The organism is Streptomyces sp. NPDC059897, from assembly GCF_042730865.1.
Classification (GTDB): domain Bacteria; phylum Actinomycetota; class Actinomycetes; order Streptomycetales; family Streptomycetaceae; genus Streptomyces.
The window spans coordinates 31,859-57,822 of record NZ_JBHWKQ010000011.1; the positions used below are offsets into that span (position 1 = coordinate 31,859).

Here is a 25,964-nt window from a genome sequence, read left to right on the forward strand (position 1 = left end):
GGCCCGGTCCGCGGACCGGGCCCCTCGGGCTTTCCCCCTCCTGAGCCGGAACCCCCCGATCCCCCCAGATCTCCCCCCTGGGTGTTCCGACACCCAGTACGACACTCGGCCCGCGCCGAGGGTTGTACGTGGTTGCGAAGAAAACTTTTAAGCGGCGTGAGCCGTGAACCGCTCCGCGGTCTCCGCCAGCACCTCGCGGCCGTCGCGGGCCCACAGACCGTCGTTGAACAGCTCGACCTCGATCGGCCCCGTGTACCCCTGCGCCTCGACGAGACCGCGCCAGTACCGCATGTCGATGGCGCCGTCGCCGATCTGGCCGCGCCCGTTGAGGACGCCCTCGGGCAACGGCGTGGTCCAGTCGGCGAGTTGGAACGTCGCGATACGGCCCTGGGCCCCGGCCCGTTCGATCTGCGCGGGCGCCCGGTCGTCCCACCAGATGTGGTACGTGTCGACGCAGACGCCGACCTGCTCCGCCGGGAAGTTCTCGGCGATGTCGAGGGCCTGCGCGAGCGTCGAGACGACGCAGCGGTCGGACGCGTACATCGGGTGCAGCGGCTCGATCGCGAGCCGGACGCCGCGCTCGGCGGCGTACGGGGCGAGCTCGACGAGCGCGTCGCCGATGCGCTCACGGGCTGCGCCCAGATCGTACGAGCCGGCCGGGAGGCCGCCCGAGACGAGCACCAGGACGTCGGTGCCGAGCGTCACGCACTCGTCGACGGCCCGCTTGTTGTCCTCGACGGCGGCCTTGCGCTCGGTCTCGTCGAGCGCGGTGAGGAAGCCGCCGCGGCAGTGCGTGGTGACGTTCAGGCCGTTGTCCCGCAGGAGCTTCGCCGCGGCCTCGACGCCGTACTCCTGGACGGGCGCCCGCCAGGTGCCGAGGTGCTGGACACCGAACTCGCGGCAGGCGGCGGCCAGTTCGGGGAGTCCGAGCTGCTTGACCGTCATCTGGTTGATGGAGAAGCGGGGGTCCGCGACGGATTTCTCGGCGCTCATGAGGTCACTCCGTACAGGGCGAGCAGGTTCTTCATGCGGGCCTCGGCCAGCTCCGGCTTCGGGAACAGGCCCAGCTGGTCGGCGAGTTGATAGGCGCGCGCGAAGTGCGGCAGGGAGCGCGAGGACTGCTGGCCGCCGACCATCGCGAAGTGGTCCTGGTGGCCGGAGAGCCAGGCGAGGAACACGACGCCGGTCTTGTAGAAGCGGGTCGGCGCCTGGAAGAGGTGGCGGGACAACTCGACGGTCGGGTCGAGGAGTTGCCGGAATCCGGCCACGTCGCCCGTGTCGAGGACGCGCACCGCCTTCGCGGCGAGCGGGCCCAGCGGGTCGAAGATGCCGAGCAGCGCGTGGCTGAAGCCGCGCTCGTCGCCCGCGATCAGCTCCGGGTAGTTGAAGTCGTCGCCGGTGTAGCAGCGCACGCCGTTCGGGAGGCGGCGGCGGATGTCGATCTCGCGCCGCGCCTCCAGGAGCGAGACCTTGATGCCGTCGACCTTGTCGGAGTGCGCCTTGATGATCTCGACGAAGGTGTCGGTGGCGGCGTCGAGGTCGACCGAACCCCAGTAGCCCTCCAGGGCCGGGTCGAACATCGGGCCGAGCCAGTGCAGGACGACGGGCTCGGCGGCCTGCCGCAGCAGGTGGCCGTAGACCTCGGCGTACTCCTCGGGCCCGGACGCCGCGGCGGCAAGCGCACGGGAGGCCATGAGGATGACCTGGGCGCCGGCCTCCTCGGCGACCGCGAGCTGCTCCTCGTACGCGGCCCTGACCTCGGCGAGGGATGCGCCGGGCGCGAGCTGGTCGGTGCCGACGCCGACCGCGATCCGGCCGCCGGCCGACTTGGCCTCGGCGGACGAGCGGCGGATCAGCTCGGCGGCGCCCGCCCAGTCCAGGCCCATGCCGCGCTGCGCGGTGTCCATGGCCTCCGCGACGCCGAGGCCGTGCGACCACAGGTGGCGGCGGAAGGCGAGGGTGGCGTCCCAGTCGACGGCGGCCGCGGAGTCCGGGGTGGTGTCGGCGAGCGGGTCGGCGACGACGTGCGCCGCCGAGAACACGACACGCGAGGCGAGCGGGGCACCGGTGTCGAAGGTGAGGGGCTCGGCGCGCGGCTCGTAGGCCGTCAACTCACCGGCCGCGTTGGGGAGATGAAGGGTCACAGCGAGATCTCCGGAACGTCGAGGCGACGGCCCTCCGCCGAGGACTTGAGCCCCAGCTCCGCCATCTGCACGCCGCGCGCACCGGCGAGCAGGTCCCAGTGGTAGTCGGCGCCCGCGTACACGTGCTTGAGGAACAGCTCCCACTGGACCTTGAAGCCGTTGTCGAACTCGCTGTTGTCCGGCACCTCCTGCCACTGGTCGCGGAAGGAGTACGTCGCCGGGAGGTCCGGGTTCCAGACCGGCTTCGGCGTCGAACTGCGGTGCTGCACACGGCAGTTGCGCAGGCCCGCGACGGCGGAGCCCTCCGTGCCGTCGACCTGGAACTCGACCAGCTCGTCGCGGTTGACCCGCACGTCCCACGAGGAGTTGATCTGCGCGACGATGCCGCCCTCGATCTGGAAGATGCCGTACGCGGAGTCGTCGGCGGTGGCCTCGTAGGGCTTGCCGTTCTCGTCCCAGCGGGTCGGGATGTGCGTGGAGGCGAGGGCGTTGACCGAGGTCACGCGGCCGAACAGCTCGTGAAGGACGTACTCCCAGTGCGGGAACATGTCGACGACGATGCCGCCGCCGTCCTCGGAGCGGTAGTTCCAGGACGGCCGCTGGGCCTCCTGCCAGTCGCCCTCGAAGACCCAGTAGCCGAACTCGCCGCGCACGGACAGGATGCGGCCGAAGAAGCCGCCGTCGATGAGCCGCTTCAGCTTGAGCAGGCCCGGCAGGAACAGCTTGTCCTGCACGACACCGGACTTGACGCCCGCCTCGCGCGCCAGGCGGGCCAGCTCGACGGCGCCCTCCAGGCCGGTGGCGGTCGGCTTCTCGGTGTAGATGTGCTTTCCGGCGGCGATCGCCTTCTTGAGGAAGTCCTCGCGGGTGTGGGTCATCGCGGCGTCGAAGAAGATGTCGACGCTGTCGTCGGCGAGGACGGCGTCGATGTCGGTGGAGATGTTGGCCGGGTCGAGGCCGTGCTGCTCGGCGATCGCCTTCAGGGCGTGCTCGCGGCGGCCGACGAGGACCGGCTCCGGCCACAGCACCGTGCCGTCGCCGAGGTCGAGCCCGCCCTGCTCGCGCAGCGCGAGGATGGAGCGGACGAGGTGCTGGCGGTAGCCCATGCGCCCCGTCACACCGTTCATGGCGATGCGCACCGTCTTGCGTGTCACGTGAGTCCCTTCCTCCGGCCGACCGGCCACTCGTGCCCCACGTACTGCGGCATACGCGAGGCGGCGCCCGCCGAATCTTTCGTAGCAAGCGCTTTCTACGTAAGAAGAAGCTAGCCTCTGGACTGCCGCTCGGACAAGAGCGGATACGAGACCGGGGTCCACGGAGGCCTTACCGCGGACCCGGGACCCCTCCCGGAGGCTGACTCGATGACCGTGACCCTGGCGGACGTGGCCGCCCGCGCGCAGGTGTCCCCCGCCACCGTCTCGCGCGTGCTGAACGGGAACTACCCCGTCGCCGCGACCACGCGCGAGCGGGTGCTCAAGGCCGTGGACGACCTGGACTACGTGCTGAACGGTCCGGCGAGCGCGCTGGCCGCCGCCACGTCCGACCTGGTCGGAGTGCTGGTCAACGACATCGCCGACCCGTTCTTCGGGATCATGGCCTCGGCGGTGCAGTCGGAGATCGTCGGGCCCGGCGGCCGGGCGGGCGGCGAGCGGCTCGCGGTGGTCTGCAACACGGGCGGCGAGCCGGAGCGCGAGCTGACGTACCTCACCCTGCTCCAGCGCCAGCGCGCGGCGGCGGTCGTGCTCACCGGAGGGGCGATCGAGAACGAGGCCCATGTCGCCGCCGTCGCGAGCAAGTTGCGGCGGCTCGCGGAGGCCGGGACACGGGTGGTGCTGTGCGGGCGGCCGCCTGTGCCGGACACCGACGCGGTGGCGCTGACCTTCGACAACCGGGGCGGGGCACGGGAGTTGACGGAGCATCTGCTGGGGCTCGGGCACCGCAGGATCGGCTACGTCGCCGGCCCCGAGGAGCGCACGACGACCCGCCACCGCCTGGAGGGCCACCGCGAGGCGCTGGCCGCGGCCGGGGTGGACGAGTCGGACGGGCTCGTGGCGCACGGCTCGTACGACCGCACGTCGGGCTACGAGGCGACGGCCGAACTGCTGCGCCGCGAGCCGGACTTGACGGCCGTCGTCGCGGCGAACGACAGCGTGGCGCTCGGCGCGTGCGCGGCCCTGCGGGAGGCGGGCCTGCGCATCCCGGAGGACGTCTCGGTGGTCGGCTTCGACGACCTCCCCTTCAGCATCGACGCGGCGCCGCCGCTGACGACGTTCCACCTCCCGCTCGCCGAGGCCGCCGCGCGGGCGGGCCGGATCGCGATGGGCCGGGAGGCGACACCCAAGGGGCGGATCGTGGAGGTGCGCGGGGAGCTGGTGGTGCGCGGGTCGACGGGGAAGCCGCGCGCGTAGCCACCGCTACCCGGAGACGGCGGCGCGGGGCCGGCGCCCCGCCAGCCGGCACCCGACGCAGTCCGCGTGACCTTCACGGGCGGTCATGTCCCTTACGCCGACGGGGTGTTGGCCCGCCGGCCGCGGCCCCGGCGGCTTTCCCCAGCCCGCGAGATGCAGGGCCCAGACGAGCAGCGCGGCCAGAGCCAGCACCGCGGGGCCGAGCCAGAGGCCGGGCCGCCAGCCGATGATCCCCACGCCCGTGGCCGCGGCCCCGACCGCGGCGAGCGCGCAGCCGGTCCAGCCCGCGAGGGTGTGCCCTTCGTCCGTAGCAACCATGTGCCCATGCCCCCAATCCTGTGGTCGCCCATATTTGGCGAGCGATTATTTATTGAGCGATGACTCAAGAACAATCCGAGAGGACCGTAGCACTGTTGGCACTGTTCTTGAGTGCTCGCTCAAGAAGAGTCGGTACAGTGACGGCATGACTGGCGGCATGACTGGCGGTACGACTGAGGGCAGGACCCGGCCGCGCGGACGCCCGCGCACGTTCGACCGCGACGCCGCGCTGGCCGTGGCCGTCCGGCTGTTCTGGGAGCGGGGCTACGAGGCGACATCGGTCGGCGAGCTGACCGCCGCCATGGGCATCCGCCCGGCCAGCCTGTACGCCGCGTTCGGCGACAAGAAGTCGCTGTTCAAGGAGGCCGTCGAGGTCTACGGACGGTCCCCCGTCGGCGCCTTCGTCGGCGTGGCGCTCGCCGAGGAGGCGACGGCGTACGCGGCGTTCGCCCGCATCCTGCGCGAGGCCGCCCAGCTCTACGCGGACCCCTCGCACCCGGCGGGCTGCCTGGCCAACAGCGCCGCCACCAACGTGACGGAGCAGGACGCCGAGGTCGCCGCCTTCCTGCGCGACGTCCGCAACGCCGGGGTCGCCTCCTTCGACGAGCGGCTGCGCCAGGGGCGGGCGGCGGGCGAGCTGCCGAAGGACACCGACACGGCCGCGCTCGCCTCGTACTTCGCCGCCGTGGTGCAGGGGCTGTCGCAGCGCGCGCGGGACGGCGCCGACGCGCGGGAGCTGGCGCAGGTGGCCGAGTTCGCGCTGGCGGCGTGGCCGGGAGCCCGGGACTGACACCGGCCGGGCGGGCGCAGCGCGTGGACGCGCCCGCACCCCCGGCGTACTGTGGGCAGCACCCCGAACCTCTGACTGAGTCAACTGTCCGAGCCGCGAGGTGGCCCATGACCGTGCACGACATCCGGTCCTTCAACCGCTTCTACACGAACGTCATCGGCGCGCTCGACTACAGCCGCCACCTGTACGCCCCGTACACCCTCACCGAGTCCCGCGTGCTGTACGAGCTGGCGCACACGGAGAAGGTCGACGCGGCCGACCTGCGCGTCCGGCTCAGCCTGGACGCCGGGTACTTGAGCCGCATCCTGGGCAAGTTCGAGCGGGACGGGCTCGTCGAGCGCGGCTCCTCCGAGCGGGACTCGCGGCGCCGCCGCATCACCCTCACCGCGCGCGGCCGCACCACCTCCGAGCTGCTGGAGGAGCGCTCCCGGGAAACCGTCGGCGCGCTCCTCGGCACCGTCCCCGCCGCCGACCGCGACCGGCTCTCCGAGGCGCTGCGCACGGTGCGCGAGGTGCTCGGCGACGGCCGAGCCGCCCCGCACCCCGAGAACGTCCTGCTGCGCGAGCCGGGGCCCGGCGACCTGGGCTGGATCGTGGCGCGCAACGCGGCGCTGTACGCCGCCGAGTTCGGCTGGAACACGGACTACGAGGGCCTGGTCGCCCGCATCGTCGCCGACTTCGCCGAGGACCACGACCCGCATCTGGAGCGGGTGTGGATCGCCGAGCTGGACGGCCGTCCGGTGGGCTGCGTGATGTGCGTACGCGACGAGGCCCCGGGCACGGCGCGGCTGCGGCTGTTGCTGGTCGAGCCGGAGGCGCGCGGCCTCGGGATCGGGGACCGCCTCGTACAGGCCTGCGTCGATTTCGCGCGCGGGGTCGGGTACCGGGAGATGGTGCTGTGGACGAACGACGTGCTGAAGTCGGCCCGTTCGATCTACCAGCGGCACGGGTTCGTCCTCGTCGGCGAGAAACCGCACCGTTCGTTCGGCGCGGACCTGATCGGCCAGGACTGGAAAATGGCCCTCCATAGGACGGCGGACTGACGGGTAGGGTCCGGGCCATGAAGCTGGCGTTCTCCACACTCGGTGTCCCCGGTCTCCCCCTCGACGACGTGCTCGCGCTCGCCACCGCGCACGGGTATCACGGCGTCGAACTGCGCGCCCACCCAGAGGAGCCGGTGCATCCGGGCCTCGACCGGGAGCAACGGGCGGACGTCGCCGCCCGGTTCAAGAAGGCGGGCGTGGAGGTCCTGGGCGTGGCCGGGTACGCGCGCGTGGCGGCGCCCGGCGAGGACGGCCCCGTGCTCGACGAGGTGCGGGCCCTGGTGGACCTCGCCCGTGACCTCGGCGCTCCCTACGTACGGGTGTTCCCCGGTGGGGGCGACGAGCAGGGCCCGGAGGAGGCCGACGCCACCGCCGCGCGGCGCCTCGGCGTCGCCGCCGAGTACGCGGCCGACCGTGGTGTGCGGGTGCTCGTCGAGACGCACGACTCGCATCGGACCGGGGCGGCGGCGTCCCGCATCCTCGGGGTCGTCGGGCACCGGAACGTGGGCGCGCTGTGGGACGTGATGCACACGTGGCTCGGCGGCGAGCAGCCGATGGTGTCGTACGCGGCGCTCTCCCCCTACCTCGGATACGTACAGGTCAAGGACATCGCGGGCCCCGACGACACGGTGCCGCTGCCGCTCGGGGACGGGGTGCTTCCGTTGGCCGAGTGTGTGGAGGTGCTGAGTCGGGAGGGGTGGGACGGGTGGTTGTGCTGGGAGTACGAGGCGCGGTGGTATCCGTCCGCGGCTCCCCTGCCGGGGATTCTTGGCGGGGGGCGGGAGCACGTCGCGCGTCTGCTGAACGAGTCGGCCTAGTCCGGTCGTCTCGTTGCGCCCACCGTCCCCCTACGCCTCGGGGCTCTGCCCCGGCCCCCGCGCCTCAATCGCCGGCGGGGCTTGATTTGCCTACACGCGCCCGCGGCGGATGGAGCACATCACGCCCCTGGGGTGGGTCGAGCGCATCGCTCCCCTGGGGTGCGTGCGCAGAATTGAGTCCCTGGGATGGGTGCGCAAAATTGAGCCCCCGCGGCGGGTGGGCAAAATTGAGCCCCGCTTTTGGACGAGAGCCAGCGGGGTCCGGGGCGGAGCCCCGTGACGTCAACGCCACTCCGCCCACCAGGAGCGCAGCCGCGCACCACTGAAGCCCGCTCACCGGTTCCGCGAGGAACAGCGCCGCCGACGACATGCCGAAGACCGGGACCAGGAGGGTGTACGGGGCCACCGTGGACGCGGGGTAGCGGCGCAGCAGCCGGCTCCACGCGCTGAAACCGAACAACGTCGTCACCAGCGCCACGAAGAGGATCGCCCCGACCCCGGTCAGGTCGAGCGCGGCCAGCGCCTCCGCGTCGCGCCGCGGGCCCTCGAACAGCAGCGACAGCGCGAGCAGCGGCAGGACCGGGACCGCGCTCGTCCACACCATGAACGCGAACGGGGCCTCGGGCGACGCCTTGCGGGTCAGGACGTTCGACACGCCCCAGAACGCCGCCGCGACCAGGACGAGCGCGAACGCGCCGAGCGGGCCCGAGCCGCCCTCGTCGACCGCCGCCACGGCGATGCCCGCGAGCGCCACCACCATGCCCACCACCCGTACGGGACCCGGGCGTTCGCGCAGGAAGGCGAAGGCGAGGACCGCCGTGAAGACCGACTGGACCTGGAGGACCAGGGAGGAAAGACCCGCCGGCATCCCCGCGTTCATGCCGACGAAGAGCAGCCCGAACTTGCCCACGCCGAGCGCGAGCCCCACCCCCACGACCCAGCGCCACGCCACCCGCGGCCGCCCCACGAGGAAGATCGCGGGCAGCGCCGCGAGCAGGAAGCGCAGGGCACAGAAGAGCAGCGGCGGGAAGTGGTCGAGGCCGATGTCGATGACGACGAAGTTGACTCCCCACAGGGCCGCCACGAGGACGGCGAGGGCGGTGTGCGCGGGTTTCATGCCTCGAGGATCACCGACCACGACCCTTTAGCACCAGCGAAGGTTGCTGCATGGTTGGATGAAGCACTGCTAACGAAAATGAGAGTGAGGCCGGGGTGCTGGATCTTCAGCGGCTGCGCGCGCTGCACGCCGTCTCCGTGCACGGCACGGTCGGCGCCGCCGCGACCGCGCTCGGCTATACGCCGTCCGCCGTCTCGCAGCAGATCGCGAAGCTGGAGCGGGAGACCCGCACGGTGCTGCTCGAACGGGAGGGGCGGGGCGTCCGGCTCACCGACGAGGCGCTGCAACTGGCCGATACCGCGCGCGAGTTGATGGCCATCATGGAGCGCGCCGAGACCGGTCTTGAGGAGCGCCGCGGGGTGCCTGCGGGGCGTCTGACGATCGCCGCGTTCGCCTCGGCCGCGCGGGGGTTGCTGCCCGGCGCGCTCGCCGAGCTCGCGGCGCGGCATCCCGCGCTCGACACCCGGCTCAGCGAGGTCGACCCGCATCTGTCGGTGGACCTCGTGGCGAAGGGCGCCGTGGACCTCGCCGTCGCGCACGACTGGGACATCGCGCCGCTGCCCGCCCCTGCCGGGGTCGAACAGGCCGTCATCGGGGACGACTTGTGCGATCTCGTGGTGCCCGCCGGGCATCCGCTGGCCGGGCGGGCGGCGGTGCGCCGCGAGGAGCTCGGGGGTGAGCGGTGGGTGTCGCAGCCGCCGGGGCGCGTGTGCCACGACTGGCTGCTGCGGACGATGCGGGCGGCGGGCTTCGAGCCGCTCATCGCGCATCAGGCCGAGGAGAATCCGACGCTGGCCGCGCTCGTGGCGGCGGGTCTCGGCGTCGCGGTGCTGCCCCGGCTCGGGCGTGGCCCGCTGCCCGACGGGGTGGTGGCGGTGCGGCTTGATCCGGTGCCGCGGCGGCGGCTGTACGCGCTGTGGCGGGGCGGAACGGCGCGCCGTCCGGCGGTCCGGGCGGTCGTGGAGGCGCTGCGTGAGCAGGGGGACGGCTGCCTGGTGCGAGCGGTGGAGAAGGCCTGACCACGGCCGCCTCGTTCACCACCTGCGCACCTATTTCACGAAATCCCCGAATTCCGGGAACCCCTGCCAGCATGCTTCCGTCAGAAGGACACGCTGCCGGAGAGTCACCGCAGTGCGGTGTCGGCATCGCTGCTGGCTGCGAACGCTGACAAACCCTCTCCGCCGCCTGCGGCCGGCAGCGTCGCCGTCACCGGTGCGCCCCCTCCAAAGTGCCGGTGGCGGCCCCTTCCCCAGGGCGGATGTCCGCCAACTCCCGTGCGTGCGCGGACTCTTGACTGGCAGAAATTTTCCGGATACTCGTTGCGCGCGGAAGTTATTTTCAGGGTCCGCGCCTCCTCCGGAAGGAGCGATCGTGCCACTGTCCAGACGTACCGTGCTCGCCGCCGCCACCGTCGGCGCCGCCGCGGTCGGCCTCACCGCCCCCGCCGCACGGGCCGCGGGCGCCCCCGCGTCCGACCAGGCCCTCAAGAAGATCATCTCCGGGATGTCCCTGGAGGAGAAGGTCGGCCAGCTCTTCGTCATGCGGGTCTACGGCCACTCGGCCACCGAGCCCGACCAGGCCGACATCGACGCCAACCTCAAGGAGCTCGGCGTGCGCACCGCCGCCGAGCTCATCGAGAAGTACAAGCTCGGCGGCATCATCTACTTCGCCTGGGCGCACAACGTGCGCAACCCGCATCAGATCGCCGATCTCAGCAATGGGATCCAGAAGGCGGGGCTGCAACAGCCCTCCCGCATCCCGCTGTTGATCTCCACCGACCAGGAGCACGGCATCGTCGCCCGGGTCGGCAAACCCGCCACCCTCTTCCCCGGCGCGATGGCGTTCGGAGCCGGCGGCTCCCGGGACGACGCGCGCAGGGCAGGGCAGATCGCCGGGGCCGAGCTGCGCGCCATCGGCATCCGGCAGGACTACGCCCCCGACGCCGACGTCAACGTCAACCCGGCCAACCCCGTCATCGGCGTGCGCTCGTTCGGCGCGGACCCGAAGGCCGTCGCGGGGCTTGTGGCGGCGCAGGTCAAGGGCTACGAGTCCGCACGCATCGCCTCGACGGCCAAGCACTTCCCCGGGCACGGCGACACAGCGACGGACAGCCACACCGGCATCCCATACATCTCGCACACCCGCGAGCAGTGGGAGCAGCTGGACGCGCCGCCGTTCAGGGCGGCGATCGCGGCCGGCATCGACTCGATCATGACGGCGCACATCGTCGTCCCCGCACTCGACCCGAGCGAGGACCCGGCGACGCTCTCCCGCCCCATCCTCACCGGCATCCTGCGCGAACAGCTCGGCTACGACGGCGTCGTGGTGACCGACTCGCTCGGCATGGAGGGCGTGCGGACGAAGTACGGCGACGAGCGGGTCCCCGTGCTCGCGCTCAAGGCGGGCGTCGACCAGCTGCTCAACCCGCCGGACCTGTCGGTCTCGTGGAACGCGGTACTCGAAGCGGTACGCGGCGGCGAGCTGACCGAGGCGCGGCTCGACGAGTCGATCCTGCGCGTCCTGCGCCTGAAGTCGAAGCTGGGGCTGCTCAAGGACCCGTACGTCTCCCACGGCGGCGTCGACAAGACCGTCGGCACGCCCGCGCACCTCGCCACCGCCGACCGGATCGCCGAGCGCACGACGACGCTCCTGGTCAACAAGGAGGGCCTGCTGCCGCTGTCCCGCCGCACGCACAAGAACGTGCTGGTGCTCGGCGCGAATCCGGCCTCCCCCTCCCTCAGCGACGGGCCGCCGACCACCGTGATCGGCGCGGCGCTCACCGAACTCGGCTTCACCGCCACGGTCCTCGCGACCGGCACGGCGCCCAGCCAGGCGACGATCGCGCAGGCGGTGGCGGCGGCCGAGGGCAAGGACGCCGTGGTGATCGGCACGTACAACGTCGCCAAGGGCAGCGCGCAGCAGTCCCTGGTGAACGCGGTGGCCGCGACCGGCGTGCCCGTCGTGACGCTGTCCATGCGCAATCCGTACGACGTCGCGCAGCTGTCCGCCGCCGACGCGCACGTGGCGGCGTACTCGTGGATCGACGTCGAACTGCGGGCGGCCGTGCGGGTGCTGGCCGGGAAGGCGGAGCCGCGCGGGAAGCTGCCGGTGCCCGTGCAGAAGGCCGACGACCCCGCGCAGGTCCTCTACCCGATCGGCTACGGGCTGACGTACTGACCCGTCCGTAGGGGGGCGTACGCCATGATCGGCGTGCGCCACCCCCAACTGGCGCAAAGCCCCCCGCACACCTGGCGTGCGCCCGCAGCCACGGGCCACGCTGGTCGGGATATCGGGGGGTTCTGCCATGCTTGGGCGGTCGGTCGGTGCGGTGTGCGCGGTGCCGCTGCTGGCGTTGGCGCTCGCCGGCTGCCTGGGCTCACGGGGCTCCGCCGGCAGCGGCGACGAGCCGTCCTCGCGCGCGTCCGCCACCGGGTACGGGGCGGTGTTCCTCGCGGCGGACGAATGCAGTTCGCGCGGGCGCGCGTCGTTCAACGAGGTGCCGTGCCGCAGCGAGCGGGCGGTGGCGCGGGTCCTCGCCCGGCACGACGGGGAGACGTCGGAGGGGCCCGCCTGCCCGGCCCGTACCGACTTCGTGCTGCACATCAGCGAGAACCGGCCCGCGGCCGACGAGAACGGCGACGGGTCCGTGGACCGCGGCTACGCCTGCATGCGCAACCTGGACGCGCCGCACCCCGGCGACCCGGGCGGCGGTGGCGGCCCGCGCACGATCGTCGGCGACTGCCTCACGGAGGCGGGCAAGGGCCAGGTGCGGGAGACGGCCTGCGCCGCGACGGGCGGGCGCGCCCCGCGGTACCGGGTGGTCACGGCGGTGCTCTCCCGCTCGGCGTGCCCGCCGTCGACCACGCTCTACGTGACCCTGGGCGGCAGCAGGCCGGTGGGGTGCGCGGTCACGGTGTGAGAAGCGGTGCCCCGTTCAGCACAGGATCCAGCCGCTGCGCACCGACTTCGAGCCCACGGCACCCTTCACCCGGACGCAGCGGTGTCCGGCGTGCACGGTGATCGGGCCCGCGTGCCGGGTGTAGCGGCCCTTGTCGACGACGGCCCGGTTGCCGCGGGCCTGGACGCTCACGGACATGGTGCGGCGGGCGCCGGGGCGCTTGGCGTAGGTGACGGCGCAGACGTAGCCGTTGTTCTTGTAGAGGGCGACGCGGCCCGTCTCGAAGCGCAGCGTGCGGGCCTGGTGGCCGCCGCACAGCGAGGCGGCCTGCGCGCTGCCGACGGCGGGCCCGCCGAGAACCAGAACAGCCGCCGCGACCAGGACCGACACCACTGGCGCGAGCCCCCGGCGCGGCCCGCGTATGCCGTCCTGCCCAGCCCCCTGTCCGCGCACCGCAGCCCCTCCCGTCACATCGGCACCAGCGTACTGCTGAACTGACGCACCGGACCGGCCGGGCGGTTGCGCCCCGGCCCCTCACGCCGAGGACCCGACCTCGGCATCCTCCCCCAGGAAGGTCCGCCACAACGTGGCGTACTTGCCGTTCAGGGCCAGGAGTTCGTCGTGGGTGCCGTCCTCGGCGACGCGGCCGTGGGCTGAACCTCCCGATGTCGCCCTCGCACCGCTCGGCCCTGGCGGGCCTCCCGGGCTTCGGGCGACTGGCCGGACTCCGTCCGGCGCCCGGGGCTCGGCAGCAGTCCGGCACCGCCGTCAGGTGCGGGCAGGCGCGGCCTCCCCCAGGAAGGTCCGCCACAACGTGGCGTACTTGCCGTTCAGGGCCAGGAGTTCGTCGTGGGTGCCGTCCTCGGCGACGCGGCCGTGGTCCATCACGATCACGCGGTCCGCGCGGGCCGCCGTCGTCAGGCGGTGGGCGACGATCAAGGTGGTGCGCGCGCCAGCGCTCGTCGGGGGGCGGTGGTCGGGCGACGGGTGGGCGGTGCGCTTGCCGGAGATGCGGTCCGTGGCCTGGTTGACCTGGGCCTCGGTGGCGAGGTCGAGGGCGGCGGTCGCCTCGTCGAGCAGGAGGATGTCCGGGTCGACGAGTTCGGCGCGGGCCAGGGCGATCAGCTGCCGCTGCCCGGCGGAGAGGTTGCGGCCGCGCTCGGCGACCTCGTGGAGGTAGCCGCCGTCGAGCGTCGCGATCATCTCGTGCGCGCCGACCGCGCGGGCCGCCGCCTCCACTTCGGCGTCGCTCGCGTCGGGGCGGCCGTAGGCGATGGCGTCGCGGACCGTGCCGGGGAACAGGTACGCCTCCTGCGGGACGACGCCGAGGCGGTGCCGGTAGCCGGTGAGGTCGAGTTCGCGCAGGTCGATGCCGTCGGCGGTGACGCGGCCGCCCGTCGGGTCGTAGAACCGGGCGACGAGCTTGACCAGCGTCGACTTGCCCGCGCCGGTCTCGCCGACGAACGCGACGGTCTGGCCCGCGGGAATGCGCAGGTCCACATCGCTCAGGGCGACTTCCGGCTTGTCGGCGGAGCCGTACGCGAAGTCCACGTCCTCGAAGGCGATTTCGCCGCGCAGCGACGGCACCTCGCGGGGCCGCTCGGCGTTCTTCGTCGACGTCGGCTCGCGCAGCAGTTCCTGGATGCGGCCGAGCGAGACGGTGGCCTGCTGGTAGCCGTCGAAGACCTGGGAGAGCTGCTGCACGGGCGCGAAGAACAGGTCGATGTACAGGAGGTAGGCGACGAGCGCGCCGGTCGTCAGGGTGCCCGCGTCGATCCGGTGCGCGCCGACCGCGAGGACGGCCGCCGTCGCCACCGCCGACAGGAGCTGCACGAACGGGAAGTACACGGAGATCAGCCACTGGCCGCGGACGCGCGCCTCGCGGTAACTGGCGCTGCCCGCCGCGAACTTCTCGCCGCCGTCCTTCTCGCGCCGGAACGCCTGCACGATGCGCAGCCCGGCCACCGACTCCTGAAGGTCTGCGTTCACGACGGAGATCCGCTCACGGGCCAGCTCGTACGCCTTGACGCTGGAGCGGCGGAAGAAGAACGTGCCGATGATCAGCGGCGGCAGCGTCGCGAAGACGACGAGCGCGAGCTGTACGTCGATCACAAGGAGCGCGACCATGATGCCGAAGAACGTGACGAGCGAGACGAACGCCGTGACGAGCCCGGTCTGCAGGAACGTCGACAGCGCGTCGACGTCCGTCGTCATGCGGGTCATGATGCGACCCGTCAGCTCCCGCTCGTAGTAGTCGAGCCCGAGCCGCTGGAGCTGGCTGAAGATCTTGAGGCGGAGCGAGTAGAGGACCCGCTCGCCGGTGCGTCCCGTCATCCGCGTCTCGCCGAACTGCGCGGCCCACTGCGCGAGCACCGCCGCGAGCGCGAGCGCCGACGCCGCCCACACGGCGCCGATCGCGAGCTGCGAGACGCCCTCGTCGATGCCGTGCCGGATCAGGATCGGCAGCAGCAGGCCCATGCCCGCGTCGACGGCGACGAGCGCGAGGCTGATCAGCAGCGGGGCCCCGAAGCCGCGCAGGAGGCGGCGCAGCCCGTACGACTCCTCGGGCGTGACGGCCCGCGTCTCGTCGATGTCGGGGGTGTCGGTGGCCGGCGGCAGCGCGTCGACCTGCGCGAGGAGTTCCGGTGTCGCGGGCGTCCCGGCGAGCGCGGCGTCCCGCGGCTCCCGGTCGCCCGTCCACAGCCTGGGGGTGACGCCCCGCTCGGCGTCGAACTCGGCGTCGAGCTCCGCGCGTACGGAGGTGTCCTCCACCGGCTCCCCGGCGGCGGGCGCGGTGTGTCCCGGCGAGACCCCGCCCAGCTCGTCGGGGTCGGTGAGCAGCCGCCGGTAGAGCGGCGAGGCGGCCTCCAGCTCCTCGTGCGTACCGATCGCGGCGAGCCGCCCGCCGTCGAGCACGGCGATCCGGTCGGCGAGGCCGAGGGTGGAGCGGCGGTGTGCGATGAGCAGCGTCGTGCGGCCCGCCATCACGTGGGCGAGCGCCTCGTGGATCTCGTGCTCGACGCGGGCGTCCACGGCGGACGTCGCGTCGTCGAGGACGAGGAGGCGGGGGTCGGTGAGGATGGCGCGGGCGAGCGCGACGCGCTGGCGCTGGCCGCCGGAGAGCGTGAGGCCGTGCTCGCCGACCTTGGTGTCGTAGCCCTCTGGCAGCGCGCTGATGAACCCGTGGGCCTGCGCGGCACGCGCGGCCGTCTCGATCTGCTCCCGCGTCGCCCCTGGGAACCCGTACGCGATGTTGGCGCCCACGGAGTCGGAGAACAGGAAGGAGTCCTCGGGGACGAGCCCGATCGCGGAGCGCAGGGACGCCGTCGTCAGCTCGCGCACGTCGTGGCCGCCGACGAGGACGGCGCCGTGCGTGGCGTCGTAGAAGCGCGGCAGCAGCAGCGAGACGGTGGACTTGCCGGAGCCGGAGGAGCCGACGACGGCGAGGGTCTCACCGGCCCGGATCTCGAAGGAGAGGCCGTCGAGGACGGGGTGTTCGGCGTCCGCGTACGAGAAGGACACGTCGTCGAACTCGACGGTCGCGGGCGCGTCCGCGGGAAGTTCCTTGGTTCCGTCGACGAGGCTCGGCTCGGTGTCGATGAGTTCGAGGACGCGCTCGACACCGGCGCGGGCCTGCTGCCCGACGGTGAGCACGACGGCCAGCATCCGGACCGGGCCGACGAGCTGGGCGAGGTACGAGGAGAACGCGACGAACGTGCCGAGCGTGACCTGCCCGTGCACCGCGAGCCAGCCGCCGAGGGCCAGCATGGCGACCTGCCCGAGGGCGGGCACGGCCTGCAGGGCGGGGGTGAACTTCGAGTTCAGCCGGACGGTGCGAAGGCGCCCCGCGAAGAGCCTGCGGCCGACCGTCCTGAGCTTCCCGGTCTCCTGCTCCTCCTGCCCGAAGCCCTTGACGACGCGGACGCCGCTCACCGACCCGTCGACGACCCCGGCCACGGCGGCGGCCTGCGCCTGCGCGTACCAGGTGGCGGGGTGCAGCCGGGAGCGGCTGCGCTTGGCGATGAACCAGATGGCGGGGGCGACGGCGAGCGCGACCAGGGTCAGCGGCGGCGACAGCCACGCCATGATCACCAGGGAGATGAGGAACAGCAGGACGTTCCCGATGGTCATCGGGAGCATGAAGAGCAGGCTCTGGATCAGCTGGAGGTCGCTGGTGGCGCGCCCGACGACCTGGCCGGTCGACAGCTCGTCCTGACGCCTGCCGTCGAGCCGGGTGATCGAGCCGTACATCTCGGTGCGCAGATCGTGCTGGACGTCGAGGGCGAGCCGGCCGCCGTAGTAGCGGCGGACGAACGCGAGGACGTAGACGATCACGGCCGCACCTATGAGGGCGCCCGCCCACACGGCCATCGACCGGGAGTGGTTCCCGATCACGTCGTCGATGATCACCTTCGTGATCAGCGGTACGAGCGCCATGACGCCCATGCCGCCGAGCGAGGCCCCGAGCGCGAGGACGACGTCCTTGGGATGACGCCACGCGTATCCCGCAAGCCGTTTCGCCCAGCCCCGTTGTTCCGCCACTCGTGCCGCCTCCCGCTCGCTTGACCTCTCGCCCTGAGCTGCCGAAGGGCCAACGCGACCGGGAGCGGATTTCATCCCGCTGTAACAATCTGTCCGGATCAGCGCCCGGACACGGTCAGTGAGCAGAACCGGGTGATCTGGTTCGCGCTCTGGTTGTCATCGCTGGCCAGGAGCAGGCGCAGCGCGCCGTGCGGGCCACGCCCCGTGACCGTCATCGCCTCGATGTTGTCGAGCAGCGGATTGGGCTGCGGCTGGTGGGCGGGCGCGCCGAGCGAAGGGCAGTGCGCCAGGTCGGCGAGGAGCGTCTTGTGGGCGAGGCGGGTGCCGGAACCGATGGTGTCCGTGCCGGCGGTGTCCGCGGCGCCGCGGAGATCGGCGGCGTAGAGCCGGACCGTGTTCCCGACGCCGGCGGTGAAGCCGCGTTCCAGGACGAGGAGGCGGCCGTCGGGGGCCGCGGTGACCTCGGAGATGCCGAGGTTCGGGTCGGTGCGGTAGCCGTATTGGGCGGCGGGTGCGAAGGAGCCGGTGGGCGTGCGCCGCCAGGTCTGGAGCCGGTTGACCTCGTCGCCGGTGAGCGGGGACTCCATGGAGGCGAGGAGGGTGCGGCCGCCGGGCAGCAGGGTCAGGCCCTCGAAGGAGGCGTTGGTCCGGGCCCTTTCCTGGAGTGCGGCCGGGACCGGGAGGCGGTCGAGGATCCGGGCGCCCGAGCGGTCGTAGCGGCGGATCGAGGGCTCGGTCTCGGACGTGACGAGATACGTGCCGTCGCGGTCGACGACCAGGCCCTCGGAGTCGAGCGCGGCCCCCTTCTCGTCGGCGAGCGGCGCCACGGAGCGGGGCGCGAGGGTCTTCCGGTCGAGCCCGAACAGGGCCGAGCGGTCGGACAGCGCGGCGAGGCGCCCGCCCCGGTCGGTGGCGAGCGCCGAGATGTTGCCGACGAAGGTGCCGTCGTACGTCGTCTTGTCGAGGGCGTCGGAGTAGCCGGTGACCGAGACGGACGGGGAGCAGTTCCCGGTGGCCGTCGAGGCGGCGGCGGAGGCCGGTCCCGAGACGGTCAGGCAGGCGGCCGACAGGGCGGCGAGGGCGAGCACGGAACGTACTGATCTGCGCGACATGGGGTCACCGTAGGACGGGCCCGGCGACGCCCGAGCGGACTTCTCCTTAACGATGCGGGCGGGATTCCCCTGGCCGGTTCGGGGCGCCGGTCCGGGCCATCGGCCGCATCCACAGGTGGCCCCCAGGTTCGGCACAGCGTGCGCCCACGACGGCCGTGCACGGTGCAGTGGTGACCACTGCGACCGAACCGCTCTCCCCCGCTCCCGCGCCACCGCCCCCGGCGGACCCGGCGACCGCGCACCGCGCGCCCCGCTGGTCCCTGCCGGCGCTGCTCGCGATCCTCGTGCTCGCCGGGGTGCTGTACGCCTGGAGCCTGTCCTCGTCCGGCCTCAACAGCTTCTACAGCGCCGCCGTCTACAGCGGCACGCAGAGCTGGAAGGCCTGGTTCTTCGGGTCCATCGACGCGGGCAACTTCATGACCGTGGACAAGCCGCCGCTCTCCCTGATGACGATGTCCCTGTCCAGCCGGATCCTCGGCTTCGGCACCTGGCAGATGATGCTGCCGCAGATCGCGGCCGGGCTCGGCACGATCTGGATCCTGCACTCCTCCGTGAAGCGGGTGTGGGGGCACGCGGCCGCCGCGATCGCCGCGCTGGTCCTGGCGCTGACCCCGATCACCGTCGCCATCAACCGGGACAACAACCCGGACACCCTCCTCGTCCTGCTGATGGTGGGCGGCGCGGCCCTCGCGCTGCGCGCCACCCGCGACGGGAAGCTGCTGCCGCTGCTCGCCTCGGCGGCGTGCTTCGGCCTCGCGTTCAACACGAAGATGCTCCAGGGCTACATCGCGCTGCCCGCGGTCTTCGTCGTGTACGTGTACGCCTCGAACCTGGGCTGGGGCAGGAAGATCCGCAATCTGGCGCTCGCCGCCGTGGTGCTCGCGGTCTCCAGCCTGTGGTGGGCCACGGCGGTCTCGCTGGTCCCGGCCGACTCGCGCCCCTACATCGGCGGCTCGACGGACGGCTCCGCCTGGGACCTGATCACGGGCTACAACGGCTTCGGCCGGATCCTCGGCGGCGAGGGCAACGGCGGGGGCGGTGGCGGCGGAGGCGGCGGCTTCTCCGGCACGGCGGGCCTCGGCCGCCTCTTCAACGACACGCTCGGCGGCCAGATCTCCTGGCTGATCCCGTTCGCGGTGATCGCCCTGATCGGCGGCCTCGTACTGCGCGGCCGCGCCCCGCGCACCGACGTCACGCGCGCTGCGCTGGTGCTGTGGGGCGGCTGGCTCCTGCTCCACTACGTCACCTTCGCCACCGCCGAGGGCACCATGCACCCGTACTACACGACCGCGGTCGCCCCCGGCATCGCGGCGCTGTGCGGGGGCGGCGGCGTGATGCTGCTGCGCGCGTTCCGCGACGACAAGCGGTGGGCGTGGGTGCTGCCCGTGGCGCTCGCCGTCACCGGCATCTGGGCGGTCGTGCTGCTGCGCCGCGCCTCCGGCTGGAACGGCTGGCTGTGGCCGGTGGTCGCGCTCGTGATGGCGGCGGCCATCGCGGGTCTGCTCGTCTTCCGTACGTCGACGGGCCGCCGGCTGCGGCTGCTCGCGGTGGCCGTGGCGGCCGCCGTCGTCGCGTCGGTGGCGGGCCCGGCGGCGTACTCCTTCGCGGAGCCGTTCTCCTCCGGAGCGGGCGGCGGCATGGGCGGCACGAACCCGACGGCCGGGCCCTCGACGGGCGGCGGCATGGGCGGACCGGGCGGCGGCGGTGGCCGAGGCGGCTTCCCGGGTGGGGGCGAGATGCCGGGCGGCGGCGGTTCGCGGCAGGGCGGTTCGCAGCAGGGCGGCGGCCAGATGCCGAGCGGCGGCGAGATGCCCGGTGGTGGCGAGATGCCCGGTGGTGGCGAGATGCCCGGTGGCGGCCAGGCCCCCGAGGGGGGCTTCCCGGGAGGCGGCGAGATGCCGGGCGGCGGCCAGGAATCCGGCTCCGGCTCCGGCTCCGGCAAGCAGGAATCCGGCCAGCGCGGCGGCACCATGCGCGGCGGCCCCGCCGGTATGGGCGGCGGCATGGGCGGCTCCGTCGACAGCGACCTGGTCTCGTACCTGGAGAAGCACCAGGACGGCGCCAAGTGGCTGCTCGCGGTGTCCAATTCACAATCCGCGGCCCAGCTCATCCTGTCCACCAAGAAGCCCGTCATCTCCATGTACGGCTTCACCGGCTCCGACAAGGGCATGACCGTCGCCAAGCTCAAGAAGCTGGTGAAGAGCGGCCAGTTGCACTACATCCAGGTCGGCGAGGGCGGCATGGGCGGCCCCATGGGCGGCGGCAACGACGTCAGCTCCGCCGTCACGAAGTGGGTGAAGAAGCACGGCACGGCGGTGAAGTCGAGCGAGTACAGCAAGAAGTCCAGCAGCTCGACCGACTCCCAGTCGCTGTACCGCCTGGACCCGTCCGACGTGAACTGACCCAAGACCACCAGAACTCAACCCACCCCAACGGCCCCTGACACCCAGTCAGGGGCCCTTGTCGTCACAGAACCGACGCCCGGCATTCACCCAATCCATACGTGTTCATGTCACGCTCCGTTCCACCACTCAACCCGCGTAGAACGGACGGACACCCCACATGCCCGGAATCCACATACGCACCTTCGCCCTCACCACCGCGACCGTACTGGCCGCCCTCGCCCTCCCCACGGCGGCGACGGCGAACCCGGCCCCCGTGGCCACCGCCGCGTACGACGACACGTACTACCAGGACGCCGAGGGCAAGACCGGCGCCGAACTCAAGAGCGCACTGCACACGATCATCAGCGACCAGACGAAGCTCTCCTACGACGCCGTCTGGGACGCCCTGAAGGCCACCGACCAGGACCCGGACAACAGCTCCAACGTGATCCTGCTCTACAGCGGCACCTCACGCGCGAAGTCCGCCAACGGCGGTGACAGCGGGGACTGGAACCGCGAGCACGTCTGGGCCAAGTCGCACGGCGACTTCGGCACCGCGACGGGCCCCGGCACCGACCTGCACCATCTGCGCCCCGAGGACGTCACGGTCAACTCGATCCGCGGCAACAAGGACTTCGACGCGGGCGGCAGCGCGGTCGACGGCGCCCCCGGCAACCTCACGGACGACGACTCGTTCGAGCCGCGCGACGCCGTCAAGGGCGACGTCGCGCGGATGATCCTCTACATGGCGGTCCGCTACGAGGGCAACGACTCCTTCGCCGACCTGGAGCCCAACGACTCGGTCGACAACGGCAGCGCGCCGTACATCGGCAAGCTCTCCGTCCTGAAGAAGTGGAGCGACGAGGACCCGCCGGACGCCTTCGAGCAGAACCGCAACGAGGTCATCTTCGACACCTACCAGCACAACCGGAACCCGTTCATCGACCACCCGGAGTGGGTCGGGTCGATCTGGTAGGCGCGATGGTCCGCGTCAGCCCAGATGGGTCGGCGCGAACATCCTGAGCAGCGCCGGGAGCACCACCACGCGCGGTCCCGGCGCCGCGAACGCCTCGGTCAGGTCGGTGCGGAGGGTCTCCGGGGTCGTGCGGACGCCGGGGACGCCGAAGGACTCGGCGAGGGCGACGAAGTCGGGGCGGGCCAGTTCCGTCGCGGTGGCCTCGCCGAAGGCGTCGGTCATGTACTCGCGGAGGATGCCGTAGCCGCCGTCGTCGACGATCAGCCAGGTGACGTTCAGGTCGTACTGCTTCGCCGTGGCGAGTTCGGCGATGGAGTACATGGCGCCGCCGTCGCCGGAGACCGCGAGGACGGGCGTCGTCGGGTCGGCCGCCGCCGCGCCCAGCGCCGCCGGGAACCCGTAGCCGAGGCCGCCCGCGCCCTGCGCCGAGTGCATGACGCCGGGCCACGCGGACCATGCCCAGTAGGCGAGGATCGTCATGTCCCAGAAGGACGGGGAAGCGGCCGGGAGCGCCTCGCGCACCGACGTCAACACCTGCTGTTCCAGGGTGAGTTCCTGCGCGTCGATGCGTTCCCGTACGGCCTTCAGGACCGCGGCGACGCGCGCGGGCGCCCCGTCGTCCGGGCGCTCGGCGACCGTCTCCGCGAGGGCCTGGAGCGCGAGGCGGGCGTCCGCGTGGATGCCGAGGGCCGGGTGGTTGGACTCCAGCTTGCCGGCGTCGGCCTCGATCTGGATGACGCGTCCGCGCGGCTTGAACGTGTGGTAGTTCGAGGAGAGTTCGCCGAGCCCCGAGCCGACGACGAGCAGGACGTCGGCGTCCTCCAGGAAGTCCGTCGTGTGCCGGTCCTCCATCCAGGACTGGAGCGACAGCGGGTGCTCCCACGGGAAGGCGCCCTTGCCGCCGAAGGTGGAGACGACGGGCGCGTTGATCCGTTCGGCGAGCGCGCGCAGCTTGCCCGTCGCGTCCGCGCGGACGACGCCGCCGCCCGCGATGATCGCCGGGCGTTCGGCGCGAGCGAGCAGGTCGGCGGCCACCGCGGTGAGTTCGGGCCGCGGCACGAGGTCGTGCGGGGTCGCGTCGACGGCCGTGACGACCGGCAGGATCGTCTCGGCGAGCAGCACGTCCTGCGGGATCTCCACCCACACCGGTCCGTGCGGGGCGCTCAGCGCGGACTCCCAGGCCGCGGCGATCGCCGACGGGATCTGGGACTGCGTACGGACGGTGTGGACGGACTTGACCACGTCCCGGAACGACGCCTGCTGGTCTCGGAGTTCGTGCAGATAGCCGTGGCGGCCACCGCCGAGCCCCGCGACCGGGATCTGGCTGCCGATCGCGAGCACCGGGGCGGAGGCGGCGGCCGCCTCCTGGAGCGCGGCGAGCGACATGAGTGAGCCAGGGCCGGTCGACAGCAGCAGCGGTGCGACCTCCCCCGTCACCCGGCCGTACGCGTCCGCCGCGAACCCGGCGTTGTTCTCGACACGCAGCCCCACGTACCTGAGCGACGACCGGCGCAGCGCGTCGAACATGCCGAGCGCGTGCTGCCCCGGCAGGCCGAAGACGGTGGACGCGCCGAGGCCGTGCAGGGTCTCGACGACGAGGTCACCGCCGTTGCGGCCGGCCGGCGGGTTGAGCGCCGCCTCGGTCTGCGCGGGGGTGGGCGTCAGTTCCAGGTCGTGGTCGTGCGTCACTTGGTGCCCGTCTCCTTCTGAGCGCGTAGGTCTTACGCGCGTGCGTCGGCGATCTGGCGGGACATGATCGTCGTCAGCTCGTACGCGGTGTGCGAGGCGGCGACGGACGTGATCTCCGCGTGGTCGTACGCGGGCGCCACCTCGACGACGTCCGCGGACACCAGGTTGCACGAAGAAAGGCCGCGAAGAATCTCGAGGAGCTCGCGGGAGGTCATGCCGCCCGCCTCCGGGGTGCCGGTGCCGGGCGCGTGCGCCGGGTCGAGGCAGTCGATGTCGATGGAGATGTACAGCGGGCGGTCGCCGATGCGCTGGCGGAGCTGGTCGGCGACCTCGTCGGCGCCGCGCCGGTAGACGTCGGCGGAGGTGACGATGCCGAAGCCGAGCTTCTCGTCCTCGGTGAGGTCGGAGCGGCCGTAGAGCGGGCCGCGCGTACCCACGTGGGACAACGCCGACGTATCGAGGATGCCCTCCTCCACCGCCCGGCGGAACGGGGTGCCGTGCGTGTACTCGGCGCCGAAGTACGTGTCCCACGTGTCGAGGTGCGCGTCGAAGTGCAGCAGCGCGACGGGGCCGTGCTTCTTGGCGACGGACCGCAGGAGCGGCAGCGCGATGGTGTGGTCGCCGCCGAGCGTCATCATGCGGGCGCCGGAGCCGAGCAGGTCGTCGGCGGCGGCCTCGATGGTGTCGACGGCCTCGTTGATGTTGAACGGGTTGGCCGCGATGTCACCGGCGTCCGCGACCTGGGCCAGCGAGAACGGGGAGGCGTCCTGCGCCGGGTTGTACGGGCGCAGCAGGCGGGAGGCCTCGCGGATGGCGTTGCCGCCGAAGCGGGCGCCGGGCCGGTAGGAGACACCGGTGTCGAAGGGGACGCCGACGACCGCCACGTCGGCGGCGCCCACCTCGTCGAGCCGGGGCAGGCGGGCGAACGTCGCCGGACCCGCGTAGCGCGGGACCCGGGAGGAGTCGACCGGTCCGACGGCGCCCGTGGGGCCGTTGGGAACGCGGGGCGTCTCGTTGCTGTTCATTGCGCGCATGCCTTCTTTCCTGCGAGTGCGTACGAATCGGGTGTCGTACGGGGGGTTACTGCGGTGCGGCGACGGCGGCCGGCTCGGGCTCCTCGGCGCCGCGCCCGGCGAGCCGCTCGCGCCAGTTGGCGAGGACGGCGGCGTCGGTGGGCTTCGTGGCCAGGGACACGACGACGTAGACGACGAGTGACGCGGTGAGGCCGTAGTACACGGGCTCGTTGGCGAGGATTCCGTAGTGCCACATCGCGCCGATGACGGTGAGGCCGCCGACGGCGACGGCGGCGAGGGCGGCAGGGCCCGTGCCGCGCTTCCAGATCAGCCCGCCGATGATGGGCACGAGCAGCCCGCCGACGAGCAGGTTGTACGCGACGGTCAGCGCCTCGACGACGTCGTTGAGGAGGATCGAGATGACGATCGCGACGATGCCGAGGCCCAGGATGAACATCCGGTTGCCCTTGACCTCGTCGTGTTCGCTCTCCTCGGACGCCTCGGTCTTGACGCCGCGCAGCCGCTTCCAGATGTCGTTGTTGGCGACGGTGGCGCAGGCGATGAGCGCTCCGGACGACGTCGACATGACGGCGGCGAGGGCGGCGGCGAGCACGAGCCCGCGGACACCGACGGGCAGCTGGTCCTTGACGATCTGCGCGAACGCCTCGTCGGCCTGGCCGAGCCCCTTCGGGTAGAGAACCTTGGCGGCGGTGCCGATGACCGCGCCGCCGATCGCGTAGAGCAGGCAGTAGACGCCGGAGACGGTGCCGCCCCAGCGGGCCACCTTGTCGTTGCGGGCGGTGAAGACGCGCTGCCAGATGTCCTGCCCGATGAGGAGGCCGAACGTATAGATCAGCACGTACGTGAAGATCGTCTCGCCGCCGATGCCCAGCGGGTCGAAGTACGAGGTGGGCAGCTGGGCCTTCATCTCACTGAAGCCACCCGCCTTGACGATGGCGACCGGCAGCAGGATCAGCAGCACGCCGATGGTCTTCACGACGAACTGCACCATGTCGGTGATGGTGATCGACCACATGCCGCCGAGCGTCGAGTAGGCGACGACGATGGTGCCGCCGACGATGATCGCCAGGGTGCGCGGCACGTCGAAGAGGACATCAAAGATCGTCGCGTACGCGATGGTGGACGTGACCACGAGCATCAGCGTGTACGCCCACATCACGATGCCGGAGATCATCCCGGCCTTGCCGCCGCCGTAGCGCAGGTCGAGCATCTCGGAGACCGTGTAGACCTTCAGGCGGGCGATGCGCGCCGAGAAGAAGAGCGACAGGGCGAGGATGCCGAGGCCGATGGTGAACACCAACCACGCGCCCGACAGCCCGTACTGGTAGCCGAGGCCGACACCGCCGATGGTGGAGGCGCCGCCGAGCACGACAGCGGCCATGGTCCCGGAGTACATGGCGGGGCCCAGGCGCCGGCCCGCGACCAGGAAGTCGCTCTTGGACTTGGCGCGGCGCATGCCCCACCAGCCCATGGCCAGCATGCCTGCCAGGTAGACGACGATCACGATGTAGTCGACGGCCATAGGGCTGTCCTCCTTCGTCCACCTCGGTGGCGTGTCGTGCAAGGGAGTGTGTCCGGCTGCGAGACCCCTGTCGGGCCTCTGGGAGTGTCGGGGACATCCGCCCGTACCCGCACCCACCGGTCGGAAGAAATCTAGGTGGCCGAAAAGCGGCGCTGAAGTGTACGTTTCA

Annotated in this window: 20 protein-coding genes; 9 read left to right on the forward strand and 11 right to left on the reverse strand. The window is 72.2% G+C overall.

Annotated elements, in window-relative coordinates; translation table 11 throughout:
• Nucleotides 1–147: 147 nt before the first annotated feature.
• The 3 genes from ACFV9W_RS14750 to ACFV9W_RS14760 are packed head-to-tail and all read right to left on the reverse strand — an operon-like array spanning nt 148 to nt 3,298.
• Complete coding sequence (locus ACFV9W_RS14750; RefSeq protein ID WP_385759958.1) at nt 148–993, reverse strand: sugar phosphate isomerase/epimerase family protein; 846 nt, start codon at nt 991–993, stop codon at nt 148–150.
• Complete coding sequence (locus ACFV9W_RS14755; RefSeq protein ID WP_385759961.1) at nt 990–2,144, reverse strand: dihydrodipicolinate synthase family protein; 1,155 nt, start codon at nt 2,142–2,144, stop codon at nt 990–992. The genes ACFV9W_RS14750 and ACFV9W_RS14755 overlap by 4 nt, the downstream gene beginning before the upstream one ends.
• The gene (locus ACFV9W_RS14760; protein ID WP_385759964.1) at nt 2,141–3,298 is read right to left on the reverse strand and encodes a Gfo/Idh/MocA family protein; all 1,158 of its coding nucleotides are present in this window, start codon (nt 3,296–3,298) and stop codon (nt 2,141–2,143) included. Before ACFV9W_RS14760 ends, ACFV9W_RS14755 begins: the two co-directional genes overlap by 4 nt.
• Nucleotides 3,299–3,505: 207 nt before the next feature.
• Between ACFV9W_RS14760 and ACFV9W_RS14765 the strand changes: the two genes are divergently transcribed.
• Nucleotides 3,506–4,552: a LacI family DNA-binding transcriptional regulator gene (locus ACFV9W_RS14765; RefSeq protein ID WP_385759966.1), complete on the forward strand. Its 1,047-nt coding sequence runs from the start codon at nt 3,506–3,508 to the stop codon at nt 4,550–4,552.
• 6 nt (nt 4,553–4,558) lie between these two features.
• On the opposite strand, the gene ACFV9W_RS14770 is transcribed toward ACFV9W_RS14765, so the two are convergent.
• The gene (locus ACFV9W_RS14770; protein WP_385759969.1) at nt 4,559–4,870 is read right to left on the reverse strand and encodes an HGxxPAAW family protein; all 312 of its coding nucleotides are present in this window, start codon (nt 4,868–4,870) and stop codon (nt 4,559–4,561) included.
• Nucleotides 4,871–5,015: 145 nt separating this feature from the next.
• On the opposite strand from ACFV9W_RS14770, the gene ACFV9W_RS14775 reads away from it, so the two are divergent.
• The 3 genes from ACFV9W_RS14775 to ACFV9W_RS14785 all read left to right on the forward strand — a co-directional run bounded on the left by ACFV9W_RS14775 (nt 5,016) and on the right by ACFV9W_RS14785 (nt 7,521).
• Nucleotides 5,016–5,660, forward strand: coding sequence for a TetR/AcrR family transcriptional regulator (locus tag ACFV9W_RS14775; RefSeq protein ID WP_385759972.1), 645 nt, complete (start codon nt 5,016–5,018; stop codon nt 5,658–5,660).
• 107 nt (nt 5,661–5,767) lie between these two features.
• Nucleotides 5,768–6,703, forward strand: a complete 936-nt coding sequence (locus ACFV9W_RS14780) for a GNAT family N-acetyltransferase (RefSeq protein ID WP_385759975.1) — start codon at nt 5,768–5,770, stop codon at nt 6,701–6,703.
• A 17-nt stretch (nt 6,704–6,720) separates the two neighbouring features.
• Nucleotides 6,721–7,521 carry a sugar phosphate isomerase/epimerase family protein gene (locus tag ACFV9W_RS14785; RefSeq protein ID WP_385759978.1) on the forward strand — a complete coding sequence of 267 codons (801 nt, stop codon included), beginning with the start codon at nt 6,721–6,723 and terminating at the stop codon, nt 7,519–7,521.
• A gap of 64 nt (nt 7,522–7,585) precedes the next feature.
• Here ACFV9W_RS14785 and ACFV9W_RS14790 read toward each other — a convergent pair whose 3' ends face one another.
• A complete protein-coding gene (locus tag ACFV9W_RS14790) occupies nt 7,586–8,638 on the reverse strand; it encodes an EamA family transporter (RefSeq protein WP_385759980.1) in 1,053 nt (350 codons plus the stop codon).
• 95 nt (nt 8,639–8,733) lie between these two features.
• On the opposite strand from ACFV9W_RS14790, the gene ACFV9W_RS14795 reads away from it, so the two are divergent.
• The 3 genes from ACFV9W_RS14795 to ACFV9W_RS14805 all read left to right on the forward strand — a co-directional run bounded on the left by ACFV9W_RS14795 (nt 8,734) and on the right by ACFV9W_RS14805 (nt 12,557).
• On the forward strand, nt 8,734–9,657 hold the full coding sequence (locus ACFV9W_RS14795) for a LysR family transcriptional regulator (RefSeq protein ID WP_385759982.1): 924 nt from the start codon (nt 8,734–8,736) through the stop codon (nt 9,655–9,657).
• A gap of 349 nt (nt 9,658–10,006) precedes the next feature.
• A complete protein-coding gene (locus tag ACFV9W_RS14800; protein ID WP_385760382.1) occupies nt 10,007–11,815 on the forward strand; it encodes a glycoside hydrolase family 3 protein in 1,809 nt (602 codons plus the stop codon).
• Nucleotides 11,816–11,942: 127 nt separating this feature from the next.
• Nucleotides 11,943–12,557: a hypothetical protein gene (locus ACFV9W_RS14805; RefSeq protein ID WP_385759985.1), complete on the forward strand. Its 615-nt coding sequence runs from the start codon at nt 11,943–11,945 to the stop codon at nt 12,555–12,557.
• Nucleotides 12,558–12,572: 15 nt separating this feature from the next.
• Here the strand turns inward: ACFV9W_RS14805 and ACFV9W_RS14810 are convergent, their stop codons facing one another.
• The 3 genes from ACFV9W_RS14810 to ACFV9W_RS14820 form a co-directional block, all read right to left on the reverse strand.
• Nucleotides 12,573–12,989, reverse strand: a complete 417-nt coding sequence (locus tag ACFV9W_RS14810) for a hypothetical protein (protein ID WP_385759988.1) — start codon at nt 12,987–12,989, stop codon at nt 12,573–12,575.
• 315 nt (nt 12,990–13,304) lie between these two features.
• On the reverse strand, nt 13,305–17,078 hold the full coding sequence (locus tag ACFV9W_RS14815; RefSeq protein ID WP_385759992.1) for an ABC transporter ATP-binding protein: 3,774 nt from the start codon (nt 17,076–17,078) through the stop codon (nt 13,305–13,307).
• A 98-nt stretch (nt 17,079–17,176) separates the two neighbouring features.
• Entirely contained in the window at nt 17,177–18,190 is a 1,014-nt protein-coding gene (locus ACFV9W_RS14820; protein WP_385759994.1) for an esterase-like activity of phytase family protein, read from the reverse strand.
• 170 nt (nt 18,191–18,360) lie between these two features.
• Here ACFV9W_RS14820 and ACFV9W_RS14825 point away from each other — a divergent pair, with 170 nt between their 5' ends.
• Together ACFV9W_RS14825 and ACFV9W_RS14830 are read left to right on the forward strand one after the other, a co-directional pair.
• Complete coding sequence (locus ACFV9W_RS14825) at nt 18,361–20,592, forward strand: ArnT family glycosyltransferase (RefSeq protein WP_385759996.1); 2,232 nt, start codon at nt 18,361–18,363, stop codon at nt 20,590–20,592.
• 160 nt (nt 20,593–20,752) lie between these two features.
• Entirely contained in the window at nt 20,753–21,550 is a 798-nt protein-coding gene (locus tag ACFV9W_RS14830) for an endonuclease I family protein (protein ID WP_385759999.1), read from the forward strand.
• Between the two features lie 15 nt (nt 21,551–21,565).
• Here ACFV9W_RS14830 and ACFV9W_RS14835 read toward each other — a convergent pair whose 3' ends face one another.
• The 3 genes from ACFV9W_RS14835 to ACFV9W_RS14845 are packed head-to-tail and all read right to left on the reverse strand — an operon-like array spanning nt 21,566 to nt 25,795.
• The gene (locus ACFV9W_RS14835) at nt 21,566–23,239 is read right to left on the reverse strand and encodes a thiamine pyrophosphate-binding protein (RefSeq protein WP_385760001.1); all 1,674 of its coding nucleotides are present in this window, start codon (nt 23,237–23,239) and stop codon (nt 21,566–21,568) included.
• A 32-nt stretch (nt 23,240–23,271) separates the two neighbouring features.
• On the reverse strand, nt 23,272–24,264 hold the full coding sequence (gene speB, locus ACFV9W_RS14840; RefSeq protein ID WP_385760003.1) for an agmatinase: 993 nt from the start codon (nt 24,262–24,264) through the stop codon (nt 23,272–23,274).
• Nucleotides 24,265–24,319: 55 nt separating this feature from the next.
• Nucleotides 24,320–25,795 carry a sodium:solute symporter gene (locus ACFV9W_RS14845; protein WP_385760006.1) on the reverse strand — a complete coding sequence of 492 codons (1,476 nt, stop codon included), beginning with the start codon at nt 25,793–25,795 and terminating at the stop codon, nt 24,320–24,322.
• Nucleotides 25,796–25,964: the final 169 nt, after the last annotated feature.

Bases quoted from the DNA above. Each gene is read 5' to 3' on its own strand.
- ACFV9W_RS14820 (WP_385759994.1), bottom strand. From the start codon at position 18,190: ATGTCGCGCAGATCAGTACGTTCCGTGCTCGCCCTCGCCGCCCTGTCG.
- ACFV9W_RS14805 (WP_385759985.1), top strand. From the start codon at position 11,943: ATGCTTGGGCGGTCGGTCGGTGCGGTGTGCGCGGTGCCGCTGCTGGCG.
- ACFV9W_RS14770 (WP_385759969.1), bottom strand. From the start codon at position 4,870: ATGGTTGCTACGGACGAAGGGCACACCCTCGCGGGCTGGACCGGCTGC.
- ACFV9W_RS14750 (WP_385759958.1), bottom strand. From the start codon at position 993: ATGAGCGCCGAGAAATCCGTCGCGGACCCCCGCTTCTCCATCAACCAG.
- ACFV9W_RS14775 (WP_385759972.1), top strand. From the start codon at position 5,016: ATGACTGGCGGCATGACTGGCGGTACGACTGAGGGCAGGACCCGGCCG.
- ACFV9W_RS14785 (WP_385759978.1), top strand. From the start codon at position 6,721: ATGAAGCTGGCGTTCTCCACACTCGGTGTCCCCGGTCTCCCCCTCGAC.
- ACFV9W_RS14790 (WP_385759980.1), bottom strand. From the start codon at position 8,638: ATGAAACCCGCGCACACCGCCCTCGCCGTCCTCGTGGCGGCCCTGTGG.
- ACFV9W_RS14765 (WP_385759966.1), top strand. From the start codon at position 3,506: ATGACCGTGACCCTGGCGGACGTGGCCGCCCGCGCGCAGGTGTCCCCC.
- ACFV9W_RS14780 (WP_385759975.1), top strand. From the start codon at position 5,768: ATGACCGTGCACGACATCCGGTCCTTCAACCGCTTCTACACGAACGTC.
- speB (WP_385760003.1), bottom strand. From the start codon at position 24,264: ATGAACAGCAACGAGACGCCCCGCGTTCCCAACGGCCCCACGGGCGCC.
- ACFV9W_RS14845 (WP_385760006.1), bottom strand. From the start codon at position 25,795: ATGGCCGTCGACTACATCGTGATCGTCGTCTACCTGGCAGGCATGCTG.
- ACFV9W_RS14830 (WP_385759999.1), top strand. From the start codon at position 20,753: ATGCCCGGAATCCACATACGCACCTTCGCCCTCACCACCGCGACCGTA.